Raw genomic sequence first — 15,371 nt, 5'->3', positions numbered from 1 at the left:
CTTTCTCAGGACTTCGGCGCATGTGCGTCGAGTGTCATGAATGCTTCCTTGGCGTTCTGCAGGGGAGGCAATTGACCTAGCGAAGCTAGACCAAAAGCATTTAAAAATTGGGGCGTTGTGATTAACAACGCAGGTCTTCCAGGTAAATCTCTGAAACCAGCTTCTTTAATCCAGTTCCAGTCGAAAAGCGTTCTTAAATTTTGGCTATTGTTGGATACACCACGAATCTGCTCAATATCGGCACGTGTGACTGGTTGATGGTAAGCAATCACTGCGACAGTTTCGAGTAATGAAGGTGACAACTTGGTTGGGCGCTCTGGCCAAACCTGTGCAATAACATTTCGATATTTGGCACGTACCTGAAAGCGAAAACCTTGTGCCGTTTCAATTAACTCGATTGAACGACCATGTTGTAACATCGCCAGTTGTTGTAAAAACGTGCGTAATTGCTGTTTATTATATTGGTTTTGAAAGGCTTCTTTTAGACGTACAAGCGAAACTGGGGAGTCACTGGCAAATAAAATCGCTTCAATTTGCAATAATACTTCATGATGAATGTCCTCAAACGACATGCCTTCATTTTGCTCAAATTGATCTAAACTCATGCACTCACTCCTTGAATGGTTAAAGGAGCTTCAATGCCTGTATGGATAATCTGAATTCTTTGTTGACGTGTCAGTTCAAGCACCGCCATAAATGTAACCACCATCCCCATACGACCTTGCATGGGATTTAATAATTCAATAAAACTCAATGCCTCACCTGATGCGAGCTGGCTTTCAATAAAGGCAATACGTTCTTCTAATAACACAGGCTCTTGCGCCACCACGTGGGTGATGGGTTCAGGGCGGTTAAATACACAAAATAAAGCATCATGTAAGGCGGCAACATCATAGCCTTCATAAATCGGAGCGATGTGCCCAATACTGACATTAGTGCTAAAAGTATCACGCTCGAAGATTGGCATCTGTCCCAATCGTTCCGCAGCCTGCTTAATACGTAGATAAGTTTCCAAACGATCAATTAATTCTTGTTTTGGATCTTTCTCGAATTGATCAACAGCAGCTGGTTTGGGTAAAAGTAAGCGTGATTTTAAATCCGCAAGCAATGCGGCCATCACCATATAATCAGCCGTCAGCTCAATATTCAGCGATTTCATACTATCCATATAGGACAGATATTGAGTGGCAATCGGAGAGATATCGACCTGTAATAAATCAAAGCCATTTTTTTGAATCAGGTAAATCAGAAAGTCTAGCGGGCCTTCAAATTGTTCCAGCAAAATTTCAAACGCGGCAGGCGGTATATATAAATCTTCAGGTATGACTTCCTGCCACTCGTCAAGCACGCGAATGGAAGGAGTGGACTCCAAAGTTTGGGGGAGAATTTGGTTCATTACCGTTATAAGCCACGCGAATTTTCAAAAGCATGAAAGATATAATTTTTTGTGCAAAGAAAGGCACATGCTACAAGAGCAGCTCTATTCTAATCGAAATTGCCAATTTAATAAATTACCTACTTACAAAAACCTTAAAGTTCTCAGGGTATTTTCTGTATTTATGCAAGATTACATAGGCCATAGAAAAAACTTATGCTTAAATTAGCAACGAAAACCATTCTTTCTATTATAAATCACGATGAAACATTATTTAAAAACACAACAGAATCAATTTGGGCAAACTGTCGGCTTTGCCATCGATCATCAACCTAACCAACCGATTAAACATAATCTAGATGGGCAATCGGTCAAATTGATTCATATTTCAGGTGAAATCTCTGATCAGGCTGCGAATCAAATTTGGGATGCTGTTGCAACGGAAGAAAATGCAGCCTGTTGGACGTATTTGCCTTATGCAGCACCACAAAGCCAAGTTTCACTGAAACAAGATTTGCAAAATTTATTTGGTTTTAAAGGTTCGGCTCATTTTTTAATTGAAATTGATGGCACGATCCAAGGTTGGATTGCTTTGTTAAACCCGAGGTTAGAGCAGGGTGCTATTGAAATAGGCAATGTTTATTTTTCGCATAAAATGAAGAAATCTAAAGCCTCAACTGAAGTGATATTCCTATTATTGCAACAATGCTTTGCATACGGGTTTAGACGAGTTGAATGGAAATGTGATGATTGTAATGCACCGTCTAAAGCCGCTGCATTACGTTTTGGTTTTCAGTATGAAGGTTTATTTCGTCAAGATCGGATGACTAAAGGGCATAACCGTAATACTGCATGGTTTTCAATCATTGATGAAGAATGGCCTGATTTAGAAAAAATTTATCAGCAATGGCTTAGTCCTGATAATTTTGATGCGCAAGGCTTTCAGAAGCAGCGACTTTCTGATTTTTTTGAAATATAAATCTAGATTGTTATCCGTCATTTTAACGAGCACTATTGCGGTATATCACTTAAATGAAAAGAAACATAATTGTAGGGCTATTACTCATAGTGACTGTGATCATAATTGGAGGCTTTGCCATTTGGCAGCATCCATATGTACAAAAAGAACTTTTAAGACAATATTTAGGTCGAATGATTGTAAGTGGCATCAATCATTATTCGAAGCCTGCAGCAGCTAAATGGGGTCTGGATATGCAGGCGTCTAATCTTTATCCTCAAATTATTGTAACAATGAAACTTAGAGACTATAACAACGATACTGGTGTAAGCGTTGTGCAGCTTCAACAGCAAAGCTGTGCAGTTCTTGAATTTTTTCAGAATCTTAAACAAAGTACCAGAACTAAAGTTTATGGTCTTTTAATTGAAGATAGACTCTCATTTCAAATAGAAGTTTTTAATGAGTCCAACCAGAAAATACAAAATGCGAGTCAAGTTCTGGCGGAATGTCCTAACTTTCCGTATGCCTAATCTAATGCGCGGCTGTAAAAATAATAAATAAATGTCAGTACTTATTCAAAGGCACTGACATCACCGACACCACGACGTACGATTTCAGGATTTTCTCCAGATAAATCCACGATACTGGTAGTGGATAAGGTACCAAAGCCGCTGTCGATAAATACATCTATGCGTTTGCCTAACTGATTTTCAATATCATAAGGATCATCTAGCGGATCTTTTTGGTCAGGCAAAATCAAGGTACTGGTTAACAGTGGCTCACCGAGTTCTTGTAATAAGGCTTGTGCAACAGGATTACTTGGAATACGCAACCCGATGGTTTTTTTCTTTGGATGCATTAAACGCTTTGGTACTTCGCTGGTTGCAGGCAAAATAAAAGTCGTAACCGCTGGCGTATTGTTTTTCAATAAGCGATACATGGCGTTATCGACTTTGGCATAGGTTGCAATATCAGATAAGTCACAACACATAATGGCATATTGATGCTTAGGGCCTAGGCCACGAATTTGTGCAATCCGTTCCATTGCACTTTTATTCCCGATTTGGCAACCAATCGCATAGGCTGCATCTGTCGGATAAACCACAACATCACCCGCACGAATACGCTCAACGGCTTGTGTGATTAAGCGAGCCTGTGGATTCTCAGGATGAATATGTAAATGCAACATCGTTGAACTCCCTGATCTATATGGCTAAATTCAGTATGAAACGTGTTGAGGTCAAGTTGCAAGCACTAGATGTGACAATTTTGTCTTTTAATCAAGGTGTTCGCGTTTAAATTCATTCAGTTGTAACGGTGTGCTATTTCGGGTGCAATGACAGATGTAATCAATGAAATGCGCTGCGTCCCGAGGCAATTTGGCTTCACCAGAAAAATAACGCTGTACTTGTGCATAGACATGGTCTTTAAATTGTTGGCCGTTGCCACCATCACCCGTTAAATTATCTAAAGACACACGAAATTTCCGACCAAATGCAGTCGCAAATAGCCATTCAATCGCTTGCGGTTTGATTTCCACTTGTTCAAATAAAGCTTGCTGTTCGGCCGTTCGACCATCTGGTGCATACCAATAACCGAGATCGGGCAATAAGCGGCGCTTCTCTCCAGAAATACTCCAATGACTAATCTCATGTAGGGCACTATTAAAGAAACCATGGGCAAATTGGATTCTTGCGGCTTGCTCATTGGTCGCTGGGAAATATTCTGGTTCAAAATCACCTTTAACTAGTGTGACATTATGGTGGGAAAACCAGTGATTAAAGTGTAAAATAAGCCAATCGACCTGTTCTGGTTCTGATGTTAACTTTTGCCAAGATGAGCGTTGCACTTGATCTGGTGTTAATACAGGAGCAGAGGTTGAATGGGTGCTTACAAGTAATGAAGTTGTTACTTCAAGTTGCGGCTGCAACAGGTGCATTGCTTAATTTACCCCGAGTTCTGTCTAAAGAAGTGCAAAATTGTATCTTAATCTTTGACAGAGTACCGATGAATTTGTAGAATTGCCGCCTTAATTATGTCAGCAAATACCTTTCCGGCACAGATTGAGCCGTTTAAATGGGCTGAACAGGGCTTTACATGGTCAGGCACACTGCCATTGTCTCGCTTTGCTCGTATCGCTCGTGAAGCTGTTGGATCAATTAATGATCGATTGATCAACGTAGACTGTAAGCTATCAATGGATGCATATCATCGCATTGTATGGCTAGATGGACGTATTGAAACGAAAGTTCCAATGGAATGCCAGCGTTGTCTGGATACTGTTGAAACTGAACTTGTTTCAGATTTTCATTTGGCTTTGATCGATGATGAGTCACTGATAGAGCGCTTGGATGAGGATGCTGATTTCATCGTTTTAGGTGAAAGCGAGTCTTCGAAAAAAGGTGATTTTGATACACCTGCTTCGATTGATTTGCTCGCACTACTAGAAGATGAACTGTTATTGTTGATGCCTTTATCTCCCAAGCATGATGTTTGTGAGCATAAACATCGACCTACCATTCAGGACGTTGTCGAAGAAAAGCGGGATAACCCGTTTGATGTTTTGGCAAGTTTGAAGGGTAAACTTAACTCATAATTTGTGATATAATGTTGAGTTAAGACAACTGAATTTGTTTCTGATCCATTTTTTCGATCTTTGTAAGGAGCCATCATGGCCGTTCAGCAAAACCGTAAAAGTCGCTCTCGCCGTGACATGCGCCGTTCACATGACGCTTTAACCGAGAATGCATTATCTGTAGACCAAACTACTGGTGAAACTCATCGTCGTCACCACGTGACTAAAGACGGTATTTACCGTGGTCGTCAATTATTCGCTAAAGCAGCTGATGCTGAATAATTGAACCATATGCATTAAGCGTTAGCTTAAAGTATAGAAAAAATGGGAGCGAAAGCTCCCTTTTTTGTTGTTTTTCGCAATTAAAAAACGATTTAATCAATGGTAAATTGCCGCATCGGGAAAGAGTCTGTTGTCATTCTCATGTAAAATCATGTGTGTTGATGAAATTGGCGATAGACCATTTTAAGGATTTTTATATGTCGACTAAACGACTTGAGCAGGCTGCTCAAGCAACAAAAACAGCATTTGTTTTTCCAGGCCAGGGCTCACAAAAAGCGGGCATGCTGGCTGAACTTGCAGAGCAGTTTAGTGTCGTTAAAGATACATTTGCAGAAGCATCAGAAGCGCTAGGTTTTGATCTTTGGCAGATTGCCCAAAGCGGTGAGGGTTTAGACCAAACTGAAAATACCCAACCTGTGTTGCTGACTGCAAGTATTGCATTGTGGCGTGTTTGGTTGGAACTGGGTGGTATTGCACCGAAATACTTGGCTGGACACTCTTTAGGAGAGTACAGCGCATTGGTTGCAGCAGAAGCAATGACTTTGGCTGATGCAGTGAAACTGGTTCATTTACGTGGCAAATTGATGCAAAGTGCTGTGCCTCAAGGGACAGGCGCAATGGCTGCAATTCTTGGCTTAGCTGATGAAAAAGTGATTGAGCTTTGTCAAAAAGCCAATGCTTCTGCGGCTGGACAAGGGTCGGTTGAAGCGGCAAATTATAATGCACAAGGTCAAGTTGTAATTGCAGGCAGCACCGCTTTAGTTCAGCAAGTGATGGCGGATGCAAAAGAACAATCAGGGAAGGCGATCGCATTGCCTGTTTCTGTGCCATCACATTGTAGCTTGATGAAACCTGCTGCAGAAAAGTTTGCTGAAGCTTTGGAACAAACTGCCATTGAGCTACCACGCCTTCCTGTAATACAAAATGTCAACGCGGAAATCGCGACAGATGTTGCTCGGTTAGGTCAGGCATTAACCGCTCAATTGTACCAATCGGTACAATGGACACGGACTATGCAATATCTGCAAGATCAGGGTATCCAGTACGTGGTTGAATGTGGACCTGGTACGGTACTGAGTAATCTTGCCAAGCGATTACCGAACATAGAAAAAGCATTTGCGATTGATAGCAAAGCACGTATGGAAGATGCCCTAAACGCAGTGTTAGTGGCAGAAGGAAAAATTGCATGACACAACAACGAAAAGTTGCGTTAGTGACAGGAGCAAGCCGTGGTATTGGCGCAGCGATTGCACAGCAACTCATTCAAGACGGTTTTTTTGTAGTGGGTACCGCGACGTCTGAAGCAGGCGCGCAAAAACTCACAGCAAGCTTTGCTGAGCATGGAACAGGCGCTGTACTCGATGTTCGTGAAGGTGAGGCAATTGACACATTGGTATCAGAGATTGAGCAAAAATATGGTTCAGTGCTGGTACTGGTGAACAATGCAGGCATTACCAAAGATAACTTGTTGCTGCGTATGTCAGAAGATGATTGGGACGATATTCTCAATATCCATCTGAAAGCTGTTTACCGCTTATCTAAGCGCGTATTGAAAGGCATGACCAAAGCACGTTTTGGCCGCATTATTAATATCAGTTCGGTGGTTGCACACTTTGCTAACCCTGGACAAGCGAACTACTCAGCAGCAAAAGCAGGGATTGAAGCGTTCAGTCGTAGCTTAGCCAAAGAGATGGGGAGCCGTCAGATTACAGTGAACAGTGTTGCACCTGGTTTCATTGCCACTGAAATGACTGATCAGTTAAGCGAAGATATTCGTAAAAAAATGACTGATCAAGTAGCTTTAAATCGTCTAGGTGAACCTCAAGATATTGCTGATGCAGTGAGTTTTCTTGCCAGCGATAAGGCTAGTTACATTACTGGTACAGTTTTACACGTAAATGGTGGTCTATACATGGCCTAAGTGGCGATGTATAAACTTTTAAAAAATCTTATATTCAATTAAACTAGTGGCAAATTAAAACGCCACAAGCAATGAGGAGAATTCCTGTGAGCGATATCGAACAACGCATCAAACAAGCTGTAGCTGAACAATTAGGTATGCGTGCTGAAGAGATTAAAAACGAAGCATCTTTCATGGATGACTTAGGTGCTGACTCTTTAGATTTGGTTGAACTTGTAATGTCTTTCGAAAACGATTTCGACATCACGATTCCAGATGAAGATTCAAATGAAATCACAACTGTTCAATCTGCAATCGATTACGTAACTAAGAAACTTGGTTAATTATCTTGCATGATAAAAGCCACCGTAAGGTGGCTTTTTTATGCTTATCTGTTTTACAACAGGATATTTTTCATTAAGTTATAACGCATATACATATATTTACAAGACCGCGTTAAATTGAAACTCGAGTGATTTATTTTTTCTGTATAACTAGATGTAGGTCTATTTTGACTATAAATGCGGTTAATAATTACAGAGGAAATAACAATGGGTCTTTTTGATTTTGTTAAAGGTATTGGTAAGAAAAATACAGCACCAGCTGAACCACAAGCTGCACCAGCAACACCAGCTGAACCCTCAGCTCAAGAGATTGCAAATAAACTATTAGGTTTGATTAAAAGTTTAGGTCTTCCAATTGATGGTTTGTCGGTCACATATAATGGCAATACCGATACGGCAACGATTAAAGGGCAGGTTAAAACCCAAGCAGATAAAGAAAAGATTGTACTTGCGGTCGGAAATATTGATCATGTTGCACAAGTGGATGATCAACTTACAGTGGAAACACCAGAGCCAGAAAGTAAGTTTTATACCGTGAAATCAGGAGACAATTTGTCGAAGATTTCAAAAGAATATTATGGTGATCCAAACCAGTACAATAAAATTTTCGAAGCCAATCGACCATTACTTAAAAATGCAGATGACATTTTTCCAGGTCAAGTACTGCGTATTCCACAGTAATTGACCCGAAATAAAAAAGGCGCAAGATGCGCCTTTTTTATTGAAGATTCATTTGCTGAGGGATGTTTTAAAAGCGTTTTGGAATCTTTTGCCCATTCGGTACAGGGGTTTCTGCCTGTTTTAGCACGCCAAACAACCATGTTTCTGCATGTTGAACCGCAATTTTTAAAGAATCACCCAGCGCCAAACGTCCTGCAATAAAGCTTGCCAATGAACAACCTGAACCGTGGTATTGACCTTCTAAGCGTGGGCAGCGGCTTTCTGCAAGCATTTTGCCATCGGCATAGAGTACATTGCGGATATGATCAGGGGTATCTTCATGCCCACCTTTGACCAATACTGCTTTTGCACCCATTTCAAACAGTTTATGTGTGGCCTGTTCAATATCATCTAAACCCGTTAAGGCTCTTAGTTCAACGGTATTTGGCGTGATGACTGTTGCCAGAGGAATCAGCTCAACAAAGGCTTTGACTAAGGTTGCTTGGTCACCCAATGAACCCCCGCTATTTGCGACCAACACAGGATCAAGCACATAGAGATAATCTGGGTGTTCACGCAAGAATTCAGCCAGTGCCGCAATATTATCAGTAGTGCCTAACATACCTGACTTCACACATTTAATCGGTAAGTCACCGACCACGGCATTGGCTTGTGCCAGCAATAATTCCTTTGAAGTGGCTTCAAAACCAAATACTTGTTGTGAGTTCTGAATGGTTAAAGCGGTACAGGCAATGGCTGCATGTGCACCACTTTGTCCAATTGCTTCAATATCTGCCTGTAGGCCAGCCCCACCAGATGGATCTAAACCTGAAAAACAAAGTACGGTCGGACGCACTGCAATTTCCTTTTATTCTTCAATCTACGGTAGTATAGGGAAGTTTCGAGAAACTCTCGACTCTGTTGTGTAAGACTGCAAGAGATTGAACGAATGACGATCAAAAATATTCTCATCGATTTAGATGGAACCTTAACCGACCCCAAAACTGGGATTCATGGTTCAATCCGTTTTGCGCTAGAAAAATTAGGCCAACCTGTAGCAGATGAAGTTGATTTGGACTGGACCATTGGGCCACCGCTCAAAGCATCTTTGGCAAAATTACTGAATACTCAAGATGATGCGTTGGCTGAGCAAGCTTTGCTGGCTTACCGTGAACGTTTTTCGGTAACAGGTTTGTTTGAAAATGAAGTATATCCAACTGTGGTAGATACTTTGCAACAGTTACAGGCGCAGGGCTATGCTTTGTTCTTAGCAACGGCTAAACCGATTATTTATGCCAAGCAAATCTTAGCTCATTTCCAGTTGGATCAGTATTTTACTGAAATGTATGGTAGTGAGCTGACTGGTGAAAGAACCAATAAAGCGGACTTAATTGCCTATATTCTTGAACAACAACAACTGGATGCACAGCACTGTATTATGGTAGGGGACCGCCAATATGACATTATTGGCGCGCGAGCCAATGGCATTGAAACCATTGCGGTCAATTATGGTTATGGTCGAGCAGAAGAATTGGCTCAGGCGCAGCCAGTGACGCAAATTTCACAGTTTAGTCAGCTCATTGAAACAGTGGCTGAACTGAATGCAGAACGAAAAGTGTCATAACTATCGATGACATAAAAAAGCCTCGAATCATCGAGGCTTTTTATTTTAATCAGACATTATGTTTGAGACGATATTGCACCAGTTCTTCAATGCTAATTACAGTCAAGCCATGGGTTTGTGCATAAGCAAGTACTTGAATCCCTGAAGCCATTGAACCATCTGGATTAGTTAATTCACACAGTACTCCAGATGGTTTTAAACCTGCTAAACGCGCTAAATCAACAGTCCCTTCCGTATGACCACGACGGCTTAGCACACCGCCTTCACGTGCACGTAAAGGAAAAACATGACCCGGGCGACTGAGATCGCTCGCCACAGCCCCTTCTTTGGTGGCTGCCAAAACGGTGGTAACGCGGTCTTTGGCTGATACGCCTGTGGTTACACCTTGTGCTGCTTCAATGGTCACCGTAAATGCGGTTTTAAACTGGCTTGAATTATCAACCACCATGGGTGGGAGTTCTAAGTGGTCAGCCAAGGCTTCGGTTAGGCATAAACAGACGATGCCCGAACCATCCCGAATCATTTGTGCCATGGTTTCGACGGTTAAGGTTTCAGCAGCAATAATCAAATCAGCTTCGTTTTCACGGTCGAAGTCATCCATCACCAATACAGGTTTGCCTTGGCGGATATCTTCTAAAGCTTGTTGAATACGTTGTTCAGCAGGGGAAAGGGCTGAAAAGAACAGTTCGGGTTGGATTAAACTAGACATAATGAAACGCTCTCGTAAATAGGATACGGTTGAACATTTCAGGACTGATGTAAAAAATAAGCGTGCACAAAAACAACGCAAAAAGCGTGTTTCAGTGGTTTCGTCTTCTTTCATCCGGACTATACCGTCGGCTTTGGTCTCTCACCAAATCTGCGAGTATATATAAATATATATACAGGCTCGTGGGCTGATTAGGTCATTTGATTGTGATGCCTAACTTACCACCGGTGGGGAATTACACCCCGCCCTGAAGCGATGTGCCTTGATTATAGCCAGATTTTTATGAGAAAAGGCAACTTTTTATAGAATGAATCGTTCTATAAAAATGAAAAAATAAGCTGAGTCGTCACGCCAGTCTTGCAGCCGATCTGTGAAACTGGCAATGGCTTTAAATTGAGCATACACTCGAAAGATAAAACAACAATAATGCGGAGCGTTTGGGCATGGAAAAGATAGAAAAATCTGAGCTGGAACAATTAGCACAACAATTACATCGGCCTGTGATGAGTCTTAAAGCATTTTCTCAATTGACCCAACAGGATTTGACTTGGCTCAATCAACAATTACAACACACCCTAGATAATGAAGATCAGAAAATGAATCAGAGTTTGTATCAAACTCCTTTTTTTCTGCGTTGGCTGTTTCGAGATAAGGCATAGGGAGCACAGCCATGACTCGACTTGCAGTACAGGCAGAGCTTATCAAATTGGCGCGTATTTTGAAGGTTGATGCATCAGAATTGGCTTTTTTGCAGCCTTTGGCACCCGAAAATTTACGACAATTCCGTTTTGCCATATTAGAGCGATTGCAAAACCAGCAGAAAAAACGCTTCCGTTATTTAGCTGCATGGGTGAATTGGTTGCCACGCTGGATCAGTGTGTTTATGGTCAAACATTTCTTAGAGCCCTTTATTGTCGCCCAAATTGCAGTGTATTTATCGACAGAGAGTTCTTATCGCATCGTAAAGCATCTACCTGCTAAAACGGTTGCAGCAATTTCAGTGTATTTAGACCCGCGCTTGGCAAGAGAATTATTGGGCTATCTCACCACCCATCAGATTACAGACATCACTAAAGTTCTACTGGAGCAACGGGATTTTGTCACGATCGGTCGCTTTGTCAGTATGTTGTCAGATGCGGTATTACAAGATGTGGCGCAAGTGGTCGAGAGTGAAAGTGATCTATTGGAAATTGCTTTTTTTATTGAGTCACGTGAGCAAATTGACCATCTGGTGCATGTGTTGCCGAAACAGCGGATTGAGAAAGCCTTATTGATTATTGGTGATCCAGCCCAGCGCTTAGTTTGGCCTAAAGTTTTGGCCTTGATGAGTTATATCAGTTATGGCTTGAAGCAGGAGTTAGGTGATTTAGCAGTTTTGCAAGGGGAGCCTGTGGTCAATGCCATTATTCAAGCCACACAGGAAGATCAGTTATGGGAAGATATGTTACCTGTGGTCGCTTGCCTGTCAGCGCAAGCACAGAGTTTTGTTGCCAATTTGCCTGCATTAAGGCGAGTAGAGATTATCCAGAGTATCGTAGAGGCCGCTGATCGTTGTGATTTATGGACCGATATGCTGGTGATTGTGAATTATATGCATGATGAGGCAAGAGAAGTGGTGGCGACAGCGATTGCACAAATTGATGAGCACGTGTTGCATCATATTGCTTATGCATCATTGTTACGTTCACAATGGGAAGTGACTTTTGACATCATCCGACGTATGCCTGTTGAAAAGCAGCAACAATGTCATGCTATTCTTGATGGCTATATGCAGCAATTAGATCCTGAAACCTACCGGTATTTAGATGCTTTACTGGATCGTTACCAGATTCAGTCTTCTCATATATAACTCAACGCATTGCTTATGTATTCGGTAAAGTTTCCCGAATAGGCAATAGCATTTCAAGCGCGTGCTCATAACCGCGTTCAACCAGTTCATCCAGTTTGTGCCAGTCAAACATACCGATCCCCTCAATTGGCATGCGGATATGTAAATTGGCGCGTTCAATCGCAGCACTTTGAATCATGGTATCGCTGGCTAGGGTAGCGGTACGCATCAAGATTTCTGCCAGTCGTGGTGCGTGCAACAATTTATCTTTAATAATTTTATTCCAGTTGAGCAGGGCGCTCTGATCTGGTTCTTCTAAACCAATTCCGGGAACTCGAATATCATCATGCAGGCTGACATTGCTGGCAATAATGGTGCCTCGTTCTAGGTTTTGCATGACATCGGTGGGGAGATTGTTAATCACGCCGCCATCGCAGAGTAGATTTTCATGCCATGCGACGGGTGGTGCAACACCGGGCACACTCATGCTGGTACCGACCCAAGTGGCGAGTTCACCTTGATCATGAATCACGGCTTGTCCTGTGGTGAGATTGGTAGAAATACAATAATAAGTTTGTCTGAGTTCTTCGATCCGTCGCTGCCCAAAGATGGCATGCAGACGACTGTGGAAACGCTGTCCCCGAATGAGGGAAACCCGTGGCATGGTGTAATCATTGAGATAATTACGTGCCACAAAAGTCTCATAGGCGATATGGGTCATTTCTACACTGTCAAAACCACAGGCTACCAGTGCTGCGACAAAGGCTCCCATACTGGTACCACCGACAATATCAATCGGGATATGCAGTTGTTCCAAAGCCCGAATCAAACCGATATGGGCAAAACCTCGCGCACCGCCACCACCAAGGACCAAACCTACCCCTTGACTGGAAATCTGACGCGCCACTGCACAGATATCATTCTGTGCCCAAGGATGGACAAAGTAATGGGCACGAGCATGATAGAGCTGTTTCCAGATCAGGGTATGTGGTGAAGGATCACCTTCGGAACGCAATAACACCAATTCAATGGGGCTTTGCCAGTCGTGTTGACTGAGGACATGTGAGAGAGGGGTTTGGGTTGGTGTTTGGTTGGCCTCCGCCAGAATCAAAATTCGATCCGCCTGATGTAAACAGCGCTTTGACCATTCATCTTCACTATTATCGGCAGCATAAAGGACATAGCAATGTTTTTCTTCTAAGCTGGCGAGCCACTGTCTTAGTTGTAAATCCTCAGGGCTATAATCTAATGGGGTTTGGCTAAAACCTACCCCAAATAGCGCATCAATATGCGCTGCAGTCACCAAACGTACATGCGGCCAGCGTTGTAAATGTTCGGTTAGTTTTTCAGCCAGATGGGTGGCAGGGATATGTGCAGAGACAGGGATGACTGAAAGTGTTCGGCTACTTCCCATTACATGACAATGTTGCTGTTCAGGTTGAGAGCGGTTGATGATCAAGCGAGATAAGGCAAACAGCACTTTGGGATGTTGATGAATGAAATCCAGAAATTGTTGTTGTGGAATTCCGACAAGGGCTGTATCTCGAACAGCATTGACTGTGCAATGATGTGGCTGATTGGAAATCACACCTGTTTCACCGACAAGTTCATGACGACCATAATAGGTCAATAGCCCTGCTGTGCTGGTGAGTTTGACGCGTCCATAGGCAACAATATAGACATGATCGGCAATATCATGGGCACAATACAGTTGTTGTCCTGTTTGTAAATGACGGATATGGCAAAAGGGCAGCAATGTCTCAAGCATTGCATGATCTAGATCAGCAAAGAGACTGACTTTACGAATAACACTAATAATATCCATATTGTTCAAATTATCTTTATTGTCTTTTTATTGAACAAATTTTAGGGCTATTTTACAAGTTTGCTTAGGTAAAACTTGGCCTTATTTTTCAGTGTTTTTGTATTTTGTCCGAGTGCTTGAGTGGGCTGTATTCTTGCAATAAAAAAGCCATGAGCTGCGGCTCATGGCTTTTGAGGAATCTTTTATGGTTTATGCAATTTGTACAGGAATACAGTTGGCAGTGTGGTTCACTGTATTGTCTGGATTTGCATAAACTAAACGTGGTTTGTGAAGATTGGCTTCAACTTCAGTAAAATCACCAAAAGTCGCAATAATCACTAAATCACCAACATCAGCCTGATGGGCTGCGCCACCATTCACTGAAATAATACCTGAGTCATCTTCACCGCGGATTGCATAAGTGGTGAAACGTTTGCCGTTAGTGACGTTCCATACGTGGATTTCTTCGTATTCACGAATCCCTGCTAAGTCCATTAATACGCCATCAATTGCACAAGAACCTTCATAATGAAGCTCTGCATGAGTCACAACTGCACGGTGAATTTTACATTTTAATAAACGAGATAGCATGGCTAGCGTCTCCTGAGTAAGACCTAAGATGATTATCTTATGGTTGACTTGTCACGTTTTCCGCGGGCTATAGGCGGTTTGATGCGCATTTTGCGCTTAAAAATGCAATATGGCAAGCGGGATTGATCAACAATTCAGTTTAAGCGGGTTTGTAAGCGTTAATTTGATTCATTGCCTGAGACACTTGTCCATCAACAAGCATTTTCACTTGAGATAGGGCATGGTCAATGGCTGCATCCATTAAGCCTTGTTCACTGCTAGGTGCTTTACCAAGCACATGACCGGAAACGCGTTCTTTGGCACCTGGATGTCCAATTCCAATACGTAGACGATGGAAATTAGCACCGATATGCGGAACGATATCGCGGAGACCATTGTGTCCACCGTGTCCGCCACCTGTTTTCAAACGAATAATGCCAGGATTCATATCCAGTTCATCATGCGCAATCAGGATTGCTTCAGGTGCAACTTGATAAAATTTCGCGAAAGGGACGACACTTTGACCAGAACGGTTCATAAAAGTGGTAGGGAGTAATAAACGGACGTCATGACCTTCGATTTGACCACGACCACTGTATCCATGAAACTTAGGATCAGCTTTTAAAGAAATGCCATAACGATCTGCAAGCTGTTCAACGAACCAGAAACCTGCATTATGGCGGGTTTGGGCATATTCCTTGCCGGGATTGCCCAAACCAACAATTAGCGAAATATTTGACAC

The 15,371-nt window shown here is 42.3% G+C and carries 20 protein-coding genes and 1 riboswitch; of the genes, 11 read left to right on the top strand and 9 right to left on the bottom strand.

Features of this window, described 5'->3' with window-relative positions:
* Positions 1 to 5 precede the first annotated feature (5 nt).
* Positions 6 to 605, bottom strand: a complete 600-nt coding sequence (gene scpB, locus NDN13_RS09995; protein ID WP_251118117.1) for an SMC-Scp complex subunit ScpB — start codon at positions 603 to 605, stop codon at positions 6 to 8.
* The gene (locus tag NDN13_RS09990; RefSeq protein WP_016541723.1) at positions 602 to 1,396 is read right to left on the bottom strand and encodes a segregation and condensation protein A; all 795 of its coding nucleotides are present in this window, start codon (positions 1,394 to 1,396) and stop codon (positions 602 to 604) included. The genes scpB and NDN13_RS09990 overlap by 4 nt, the downstream gene beginning before the upstream one ends.
* A 241-nt stretch (positions 1,397 to 1,637) precedes the next feature.
* Between NDN13_RS09990 and NDN13_RS09985 the strand changes: the two genes are divergently transcribed.
* Complete coding sequence (locus tag NDN13_RS09985) at positions 1,638 to 2,354, top strand: GNAT family N-acetyltransferase (protein ID WP_251118116.1); 717 nt, start codon at positions 1,638 to 1,640, stop codon at positions 2,352 to 2,354.
* Between the two features lie 53 nt (positions 2,355 to 2,407).
* Positions 2,408 to 2,863 carry a hypothetical protein gene (locus NDN13_RS09980; protein ID WP_251118115.1) on the top strand — a complete coding sequence of 152 codons (456 nt, stop codon included), beginning with the start codon at positions 2,408 to 2,410 and terminating at the stop codon, positions 2,861 to 2,863.
* Between the two features lie 41 nt (positions 2,864 to 2,904).
* Here the strand turns inward: NDN13_RS09980 and NDN13_RS09975 are convergent, their stop codons facing one another.
* Positions 2,905 to 3,522 carry an L-threonylcarbamoyladenylate synthase gene (locus NDN13_RS09975; protein ID WP_004655282.1) on the bottom strand — a complete coding sequence of 206 codons (618 nt, stop codon included), beginning with the start codon at positions 3,520 to 3,522 and terminating at the stop codon, positions 2,905 to 2,907.
* An 87-nt stretch (positions 3,523 to 3,609) separates the two neighbouring features.
* The gene (locus NDN13_RS09970; RefSeq protein ID WP_251118114.1) at positions 3,610 to 4,272 is read right to left on the bottom strand and encodes an elongation factor P hydroxylase; all 663 of its coding nucleotides are present in this window, start codon (positions 4,270 to 4,272) and stop codon (positions 3,610 to 3,612) included.
* A gap of 96 nt (positions 4,273 to 4,368) precedes the next feature.
* On the opposite strand from NDN13_RS09970, the gene NDN13_RS09965 reads away from it, so the two are divergent.
* The 6 genes from NDN13_RS09965 (at position 4,369) to lysM (ending at position 8,115) form a co-directional block, all read left to right on the top strand.
* Positions 4,369 to 4,929, top strand: coding sequence for a YceD family protein (locus tag NDN13_RS09965; protein WP_004655280.1), 561 nt, complete (start codon positions 4,369 to 4,371; stop codon positions 4,927 to 4,929).
* Positions 4,930 to 5,004: 75 nt separating this feature from the next.
* Complete coding sequence (rpmF, locus tag NDN13_RS09960; protein ID WP_004638135.1) at positions 5,005 to 5,190, top strand: 50S ribosomal protein L32; 186 nt, start codon at positions 5,005 to 5,007, stop codon at positions 5,188 to 5,190.
* A gap of 197 nt (positions 5,191 to 5,387) precedes the next feature.
* Positions 5,388 to 6,380, top strand: coding sequence for an ACP S-malonyltransferase (gene fabD, locus NDN13_RS09955; protein WP_251118113.1), 993 nt, complete (start codon positions 5,388 to 5,390; stop codon positions 6,378 to 6,380).
* On the top strand, positions 6,377 to 7,111 hold the full coding sequence (gene fabG / locus NDN13_RS09950) for a 3-oxoacyl-ACP reductase FabG (protein WP_251118112.1): 735 nt from the start codon (positions 6,377 to 6,379) through the stop codon (positions 7,109 to 7,111). The genes fabD and fabG overlap by 4 nt, the downstream gene beginning before the upstream one ends.
* A gap of 86 nt (positions 7,112 to 7,197) precedes the next feature.
* A complete protein-coding gene (acpP, locus tag NDN13_RS09945; protein WP_004655272.1) occupies positions 7,198 to 7,434 on the top strand; it encodes an acyl carrier protein in 237 nt (78 codons plus the stop codon).
* Between the two features lie 207 nt (positions 7,435 to 7,641).
* Positions 7,642 to 8,115, top strand: a complete 474-nt coding sequence (gene lysM, locus NDN13_RS09940) for a peptidoglycan-binding protein LysM (RefSeq protein WP_004804950.1) — start codon at positions 7,642 to 7,644, stop codon at positions 8,113 to 8,115.
* A 67-nt stretch (positions 8,116 to 8,182) separates the two neighbouring features.
* On the opposite strand, the gene NDN13_RS09935 is transcribed toward lysM, so the two are convergent.
* Positions 8,183 to 8,950: a hydroxymethylpyrimidine/phosphomethylpyrimidine kinase gene (locus tag NDN13_RS09935; RefSeq protein ID WP_251118111.1), complete on the bottom strand. Its 768-nt coding sequence runs from the start codon at positions 8,948 to 8,950 to the stop codon at positions 8,183 to 8,185.
* Between the two features lie 93 nt (positions 8,951 to 9,043).
* On the opposite strand from NDN13_RS09935, the gene NDN13_RS09930 reads away from it, so the two are divergent.
* Positions 9,044 to 9,718, top strand: a complete 675-nt coding sequence (locus NDN13_RS09930) for an HAD-IA family hydrolase (protein WP_251118110.1) — start codon at positions 9,044 to 9,046, stop codon at positions 9,716 to 9,718.
* Between the two features lie 49 nt (positions 9,719 to 9,767).
* On the opposite strand, the gene ribB is transcribed toward NDN13_RS09930, so the two are convergent.
* Positions 9,768 to 10,427, bottom strand: coding sequence for a 3,4-dihydroxy-2-butanone-4-phosphate synthase (ribB, locus tag NDN13_RS09925; protein WP_004655262.1), 660 nt, complete (start codon positions 10,425 to 10,427; stop codon positions 9,768 to 9,770).
* Between the two features lie 98 nt (positions 10,428 to 10,525).
* Positions 10,526 to 10,685, bottom strand: a riboswitch (FMN riboswitch).
* A gap of 185 nt (positions 10,686 to 10,870) precedes the next feature.
* On the opposite strand from ribB, the gene NDN13_RS09920 reads away from it, so the two are divergent.
* Entirely contained in the window at positions 10,871 to 11,086 is a 216-nt protein-coding gene (locus NDN13_RS09920; RefSeq protein ID WP_251118109.1) for a hypothetical protein, read from the top strand.
* An 11-nt stretch (positions 11,087 to 11,097) separates the two neighbouring features.
* Complete coding sequence (locus NDN13_RS09915; protein WP_251118108.1) at positions 11,098 to 12,276, top strand: hypothetical protein; 1,179 nt, start codon at positions 11,098 to 11,100, stop codon at positions 12,274 to 12,276.
* Between the two features lie 13 nt (positions 12,277 to 12,289).
* Here NDN13_RS09915 and NDN13_RS09910 read toward each other — a convergent pair whose 3' ends face one another.
* The 3 genes from NDN13_RS09910 to pth all read right to left on the bottom strand — a co-directional run bounded on the left by NDN13_RS09910 (position 12,290) and on the right by pth (position 15,371).
* Positions 12,290 to 14,080, bottom strand: a complete 1,791-nt coding sequence (locus NDN13_RS09910) for a patatin-like phospholipase family protein (protein ID WP_251118107.1) — start codon at positions 14,078 to 14,080, stop codon at positions 12,290 to 12,292.
* Positions 14,081 to 14,269: 189 nt separating this feature from the next.
* A complete protein-coding gene (gene panD, locus NDN13_RS09905; RefSeq protein ID WP_004655255.1) occupies positions 14,270 to 14,650 on the bottom strand; it encodes an aspartate 1-decarboxylase in 381 nt (126 codons plus the stop codon).
* 139 nt (positions 14,651 to 14,789) lie between these two features.
* Positions 14,790 to 15,371, bottom strand: coding sequence for an aminoacyl-tRNA hydrolase (pth, locus tag NDN13_RS09900; protein ID WP_004804964.1), 582 nt, complete (start codon positions 15,369 to 15,371; stop codon positions 14,790 to 14,792).

The organism is Acinetobacter sp. C32I (genome assembly GCF_023702715.1).
Taxonomy (GTDB): Bacteria; Pseudomonadota; Gammaproteobacteria; order Pseudomonadales; family Moraxellaceae; genus Acinetobacter.
Note: the sequence above shows the minus strand (reverse complement) of the source record. Positions and strands in the feature narration are given on the sequence as shown.

What these genes read in the sequence shown, in the direction of transcription:
- NDN13_RS09990 (WP_016541723.1), bottom strand. Translation starts at nt 1,396, where the DNA reads ATGAACCAAATTCTCCCCCAAACTTTGGAGTCCACTCCTTCCATTCGC.
- NDN13_RS09970 (WP_251118114.1), bottom strand. Translation starts at nt 4,272, where the DNA reads ATGCACCTGTTGCAGCCGCAACTTGAAGTAACAACTTCATTACTTGTA.
- NDN13_RS09980 (WP_251118115.1), top strand. Translation starts at nt 2,408, where the DNA reads ATGAAAAGAAACATAATTGTAGGGCTATTACTCATAGTGACTGTGATC.
- NDN13_RS09975 (WP_004655282.1), bottom strand. Translation starts at nt 3,522, where the DNA reads ATGTTGCATTTACATATTCATCCTGAGAATCCACAGGCTCGCTTAATC.
- NDN13_RS09915 (WP_251118108.1), top strand. Translation starts at nt 11,098, where the DNA reads ATGACTCGACTTGCAGTACAGGCAGAGCTTATCAAATTGGCGCGTATT.
- fabG (WP_251118112.1), top strand. Translation starts at nt 6,377, where the DNA reads ATGACACAACAACGAAAAGTTGCGTTAGTGACAGGAGCAAGCCGTGGT.
- NDN13_RS09930 (WP_251118110.1), top strand. Translation starts at nt 9,044, where the DNA reads ATGACGATCAAAAATATTCTCATCGATTTAGATGGAACCTTAACCGAC.
- NDN13_RS09910 (WP_251118107.1), bottom strand. Translation starts at nt 14,080, where the DNA reads ATGGATATTATTAGTGTTATTCGTAAAGTCAGTCTCTTTGCTGATCTA.
- fabD (WP_251118113.1), top strand. Translation starts at nt 5,388, where the DNA reads ATGTCGACTAAACGACTTGAGCAGGCTGCTCAAGCAACAAAAACAGCA.
- scpB (WP_251118117.1), bottom strand. Translation starts at nt 605, where the DNA reads ATGAGTTTAGATCAATTTGAGCAAAATGAAGGCATGTCGTTTGAGGAC.
- panD (WP_004655255.1), bottom strand. Translation starts at nt 14,650, where the DNA reads ATGCTATCTCGTTTATTAAAATGTAAAATTCACCGTGCAGTTGTGACT.
- rpmF (WP_004638135.1), top strand. Translation starts at nt 5,005, where the DNA reads ATGGCCGTTCAGCAAAACCGTAAAAGTCGCTCTCGCCGTGACATGCGC.
- NDN13_RS09985 (WP_251118116.1), top strand. Translation starts at nt 1,638, where the DNA reads ATGAAACATTATTTAAAAACACAACAGAATCAATTTGGGCAAACTGTC.
- NDN13_RS09920 (WP_251118109.1), top strand. Translation starts at nt 10,871, where the DNA reads ATGGAAAAGATAGAAAAATCTGAGCTGGAACAATTAGCACAACAATTA.
- ribB (WP_004655262.1), bottom strand. Translation starts at nt 10,427, where the DNA reads ATGTCTAGTTTAATCCAACCCGAACTGTTCTTTTCAGCCCTTTCCCCT.
- NDN13_RS09965 (WP_004655280.1), top strand. Translation starts at nt 4,369, where the DNA reads ATGTCAGCAAATACCTTTCCGGCACAGATTGAGCCGTTTAAATGGGCT.
- lysM (WP_004804950.1), top strand. Translation starts at nt 7,642, where the DNA reads ATGGGTCTTTTTGATTTTGTTAAAGGTATTGGTAAGAAAAATACAGCA.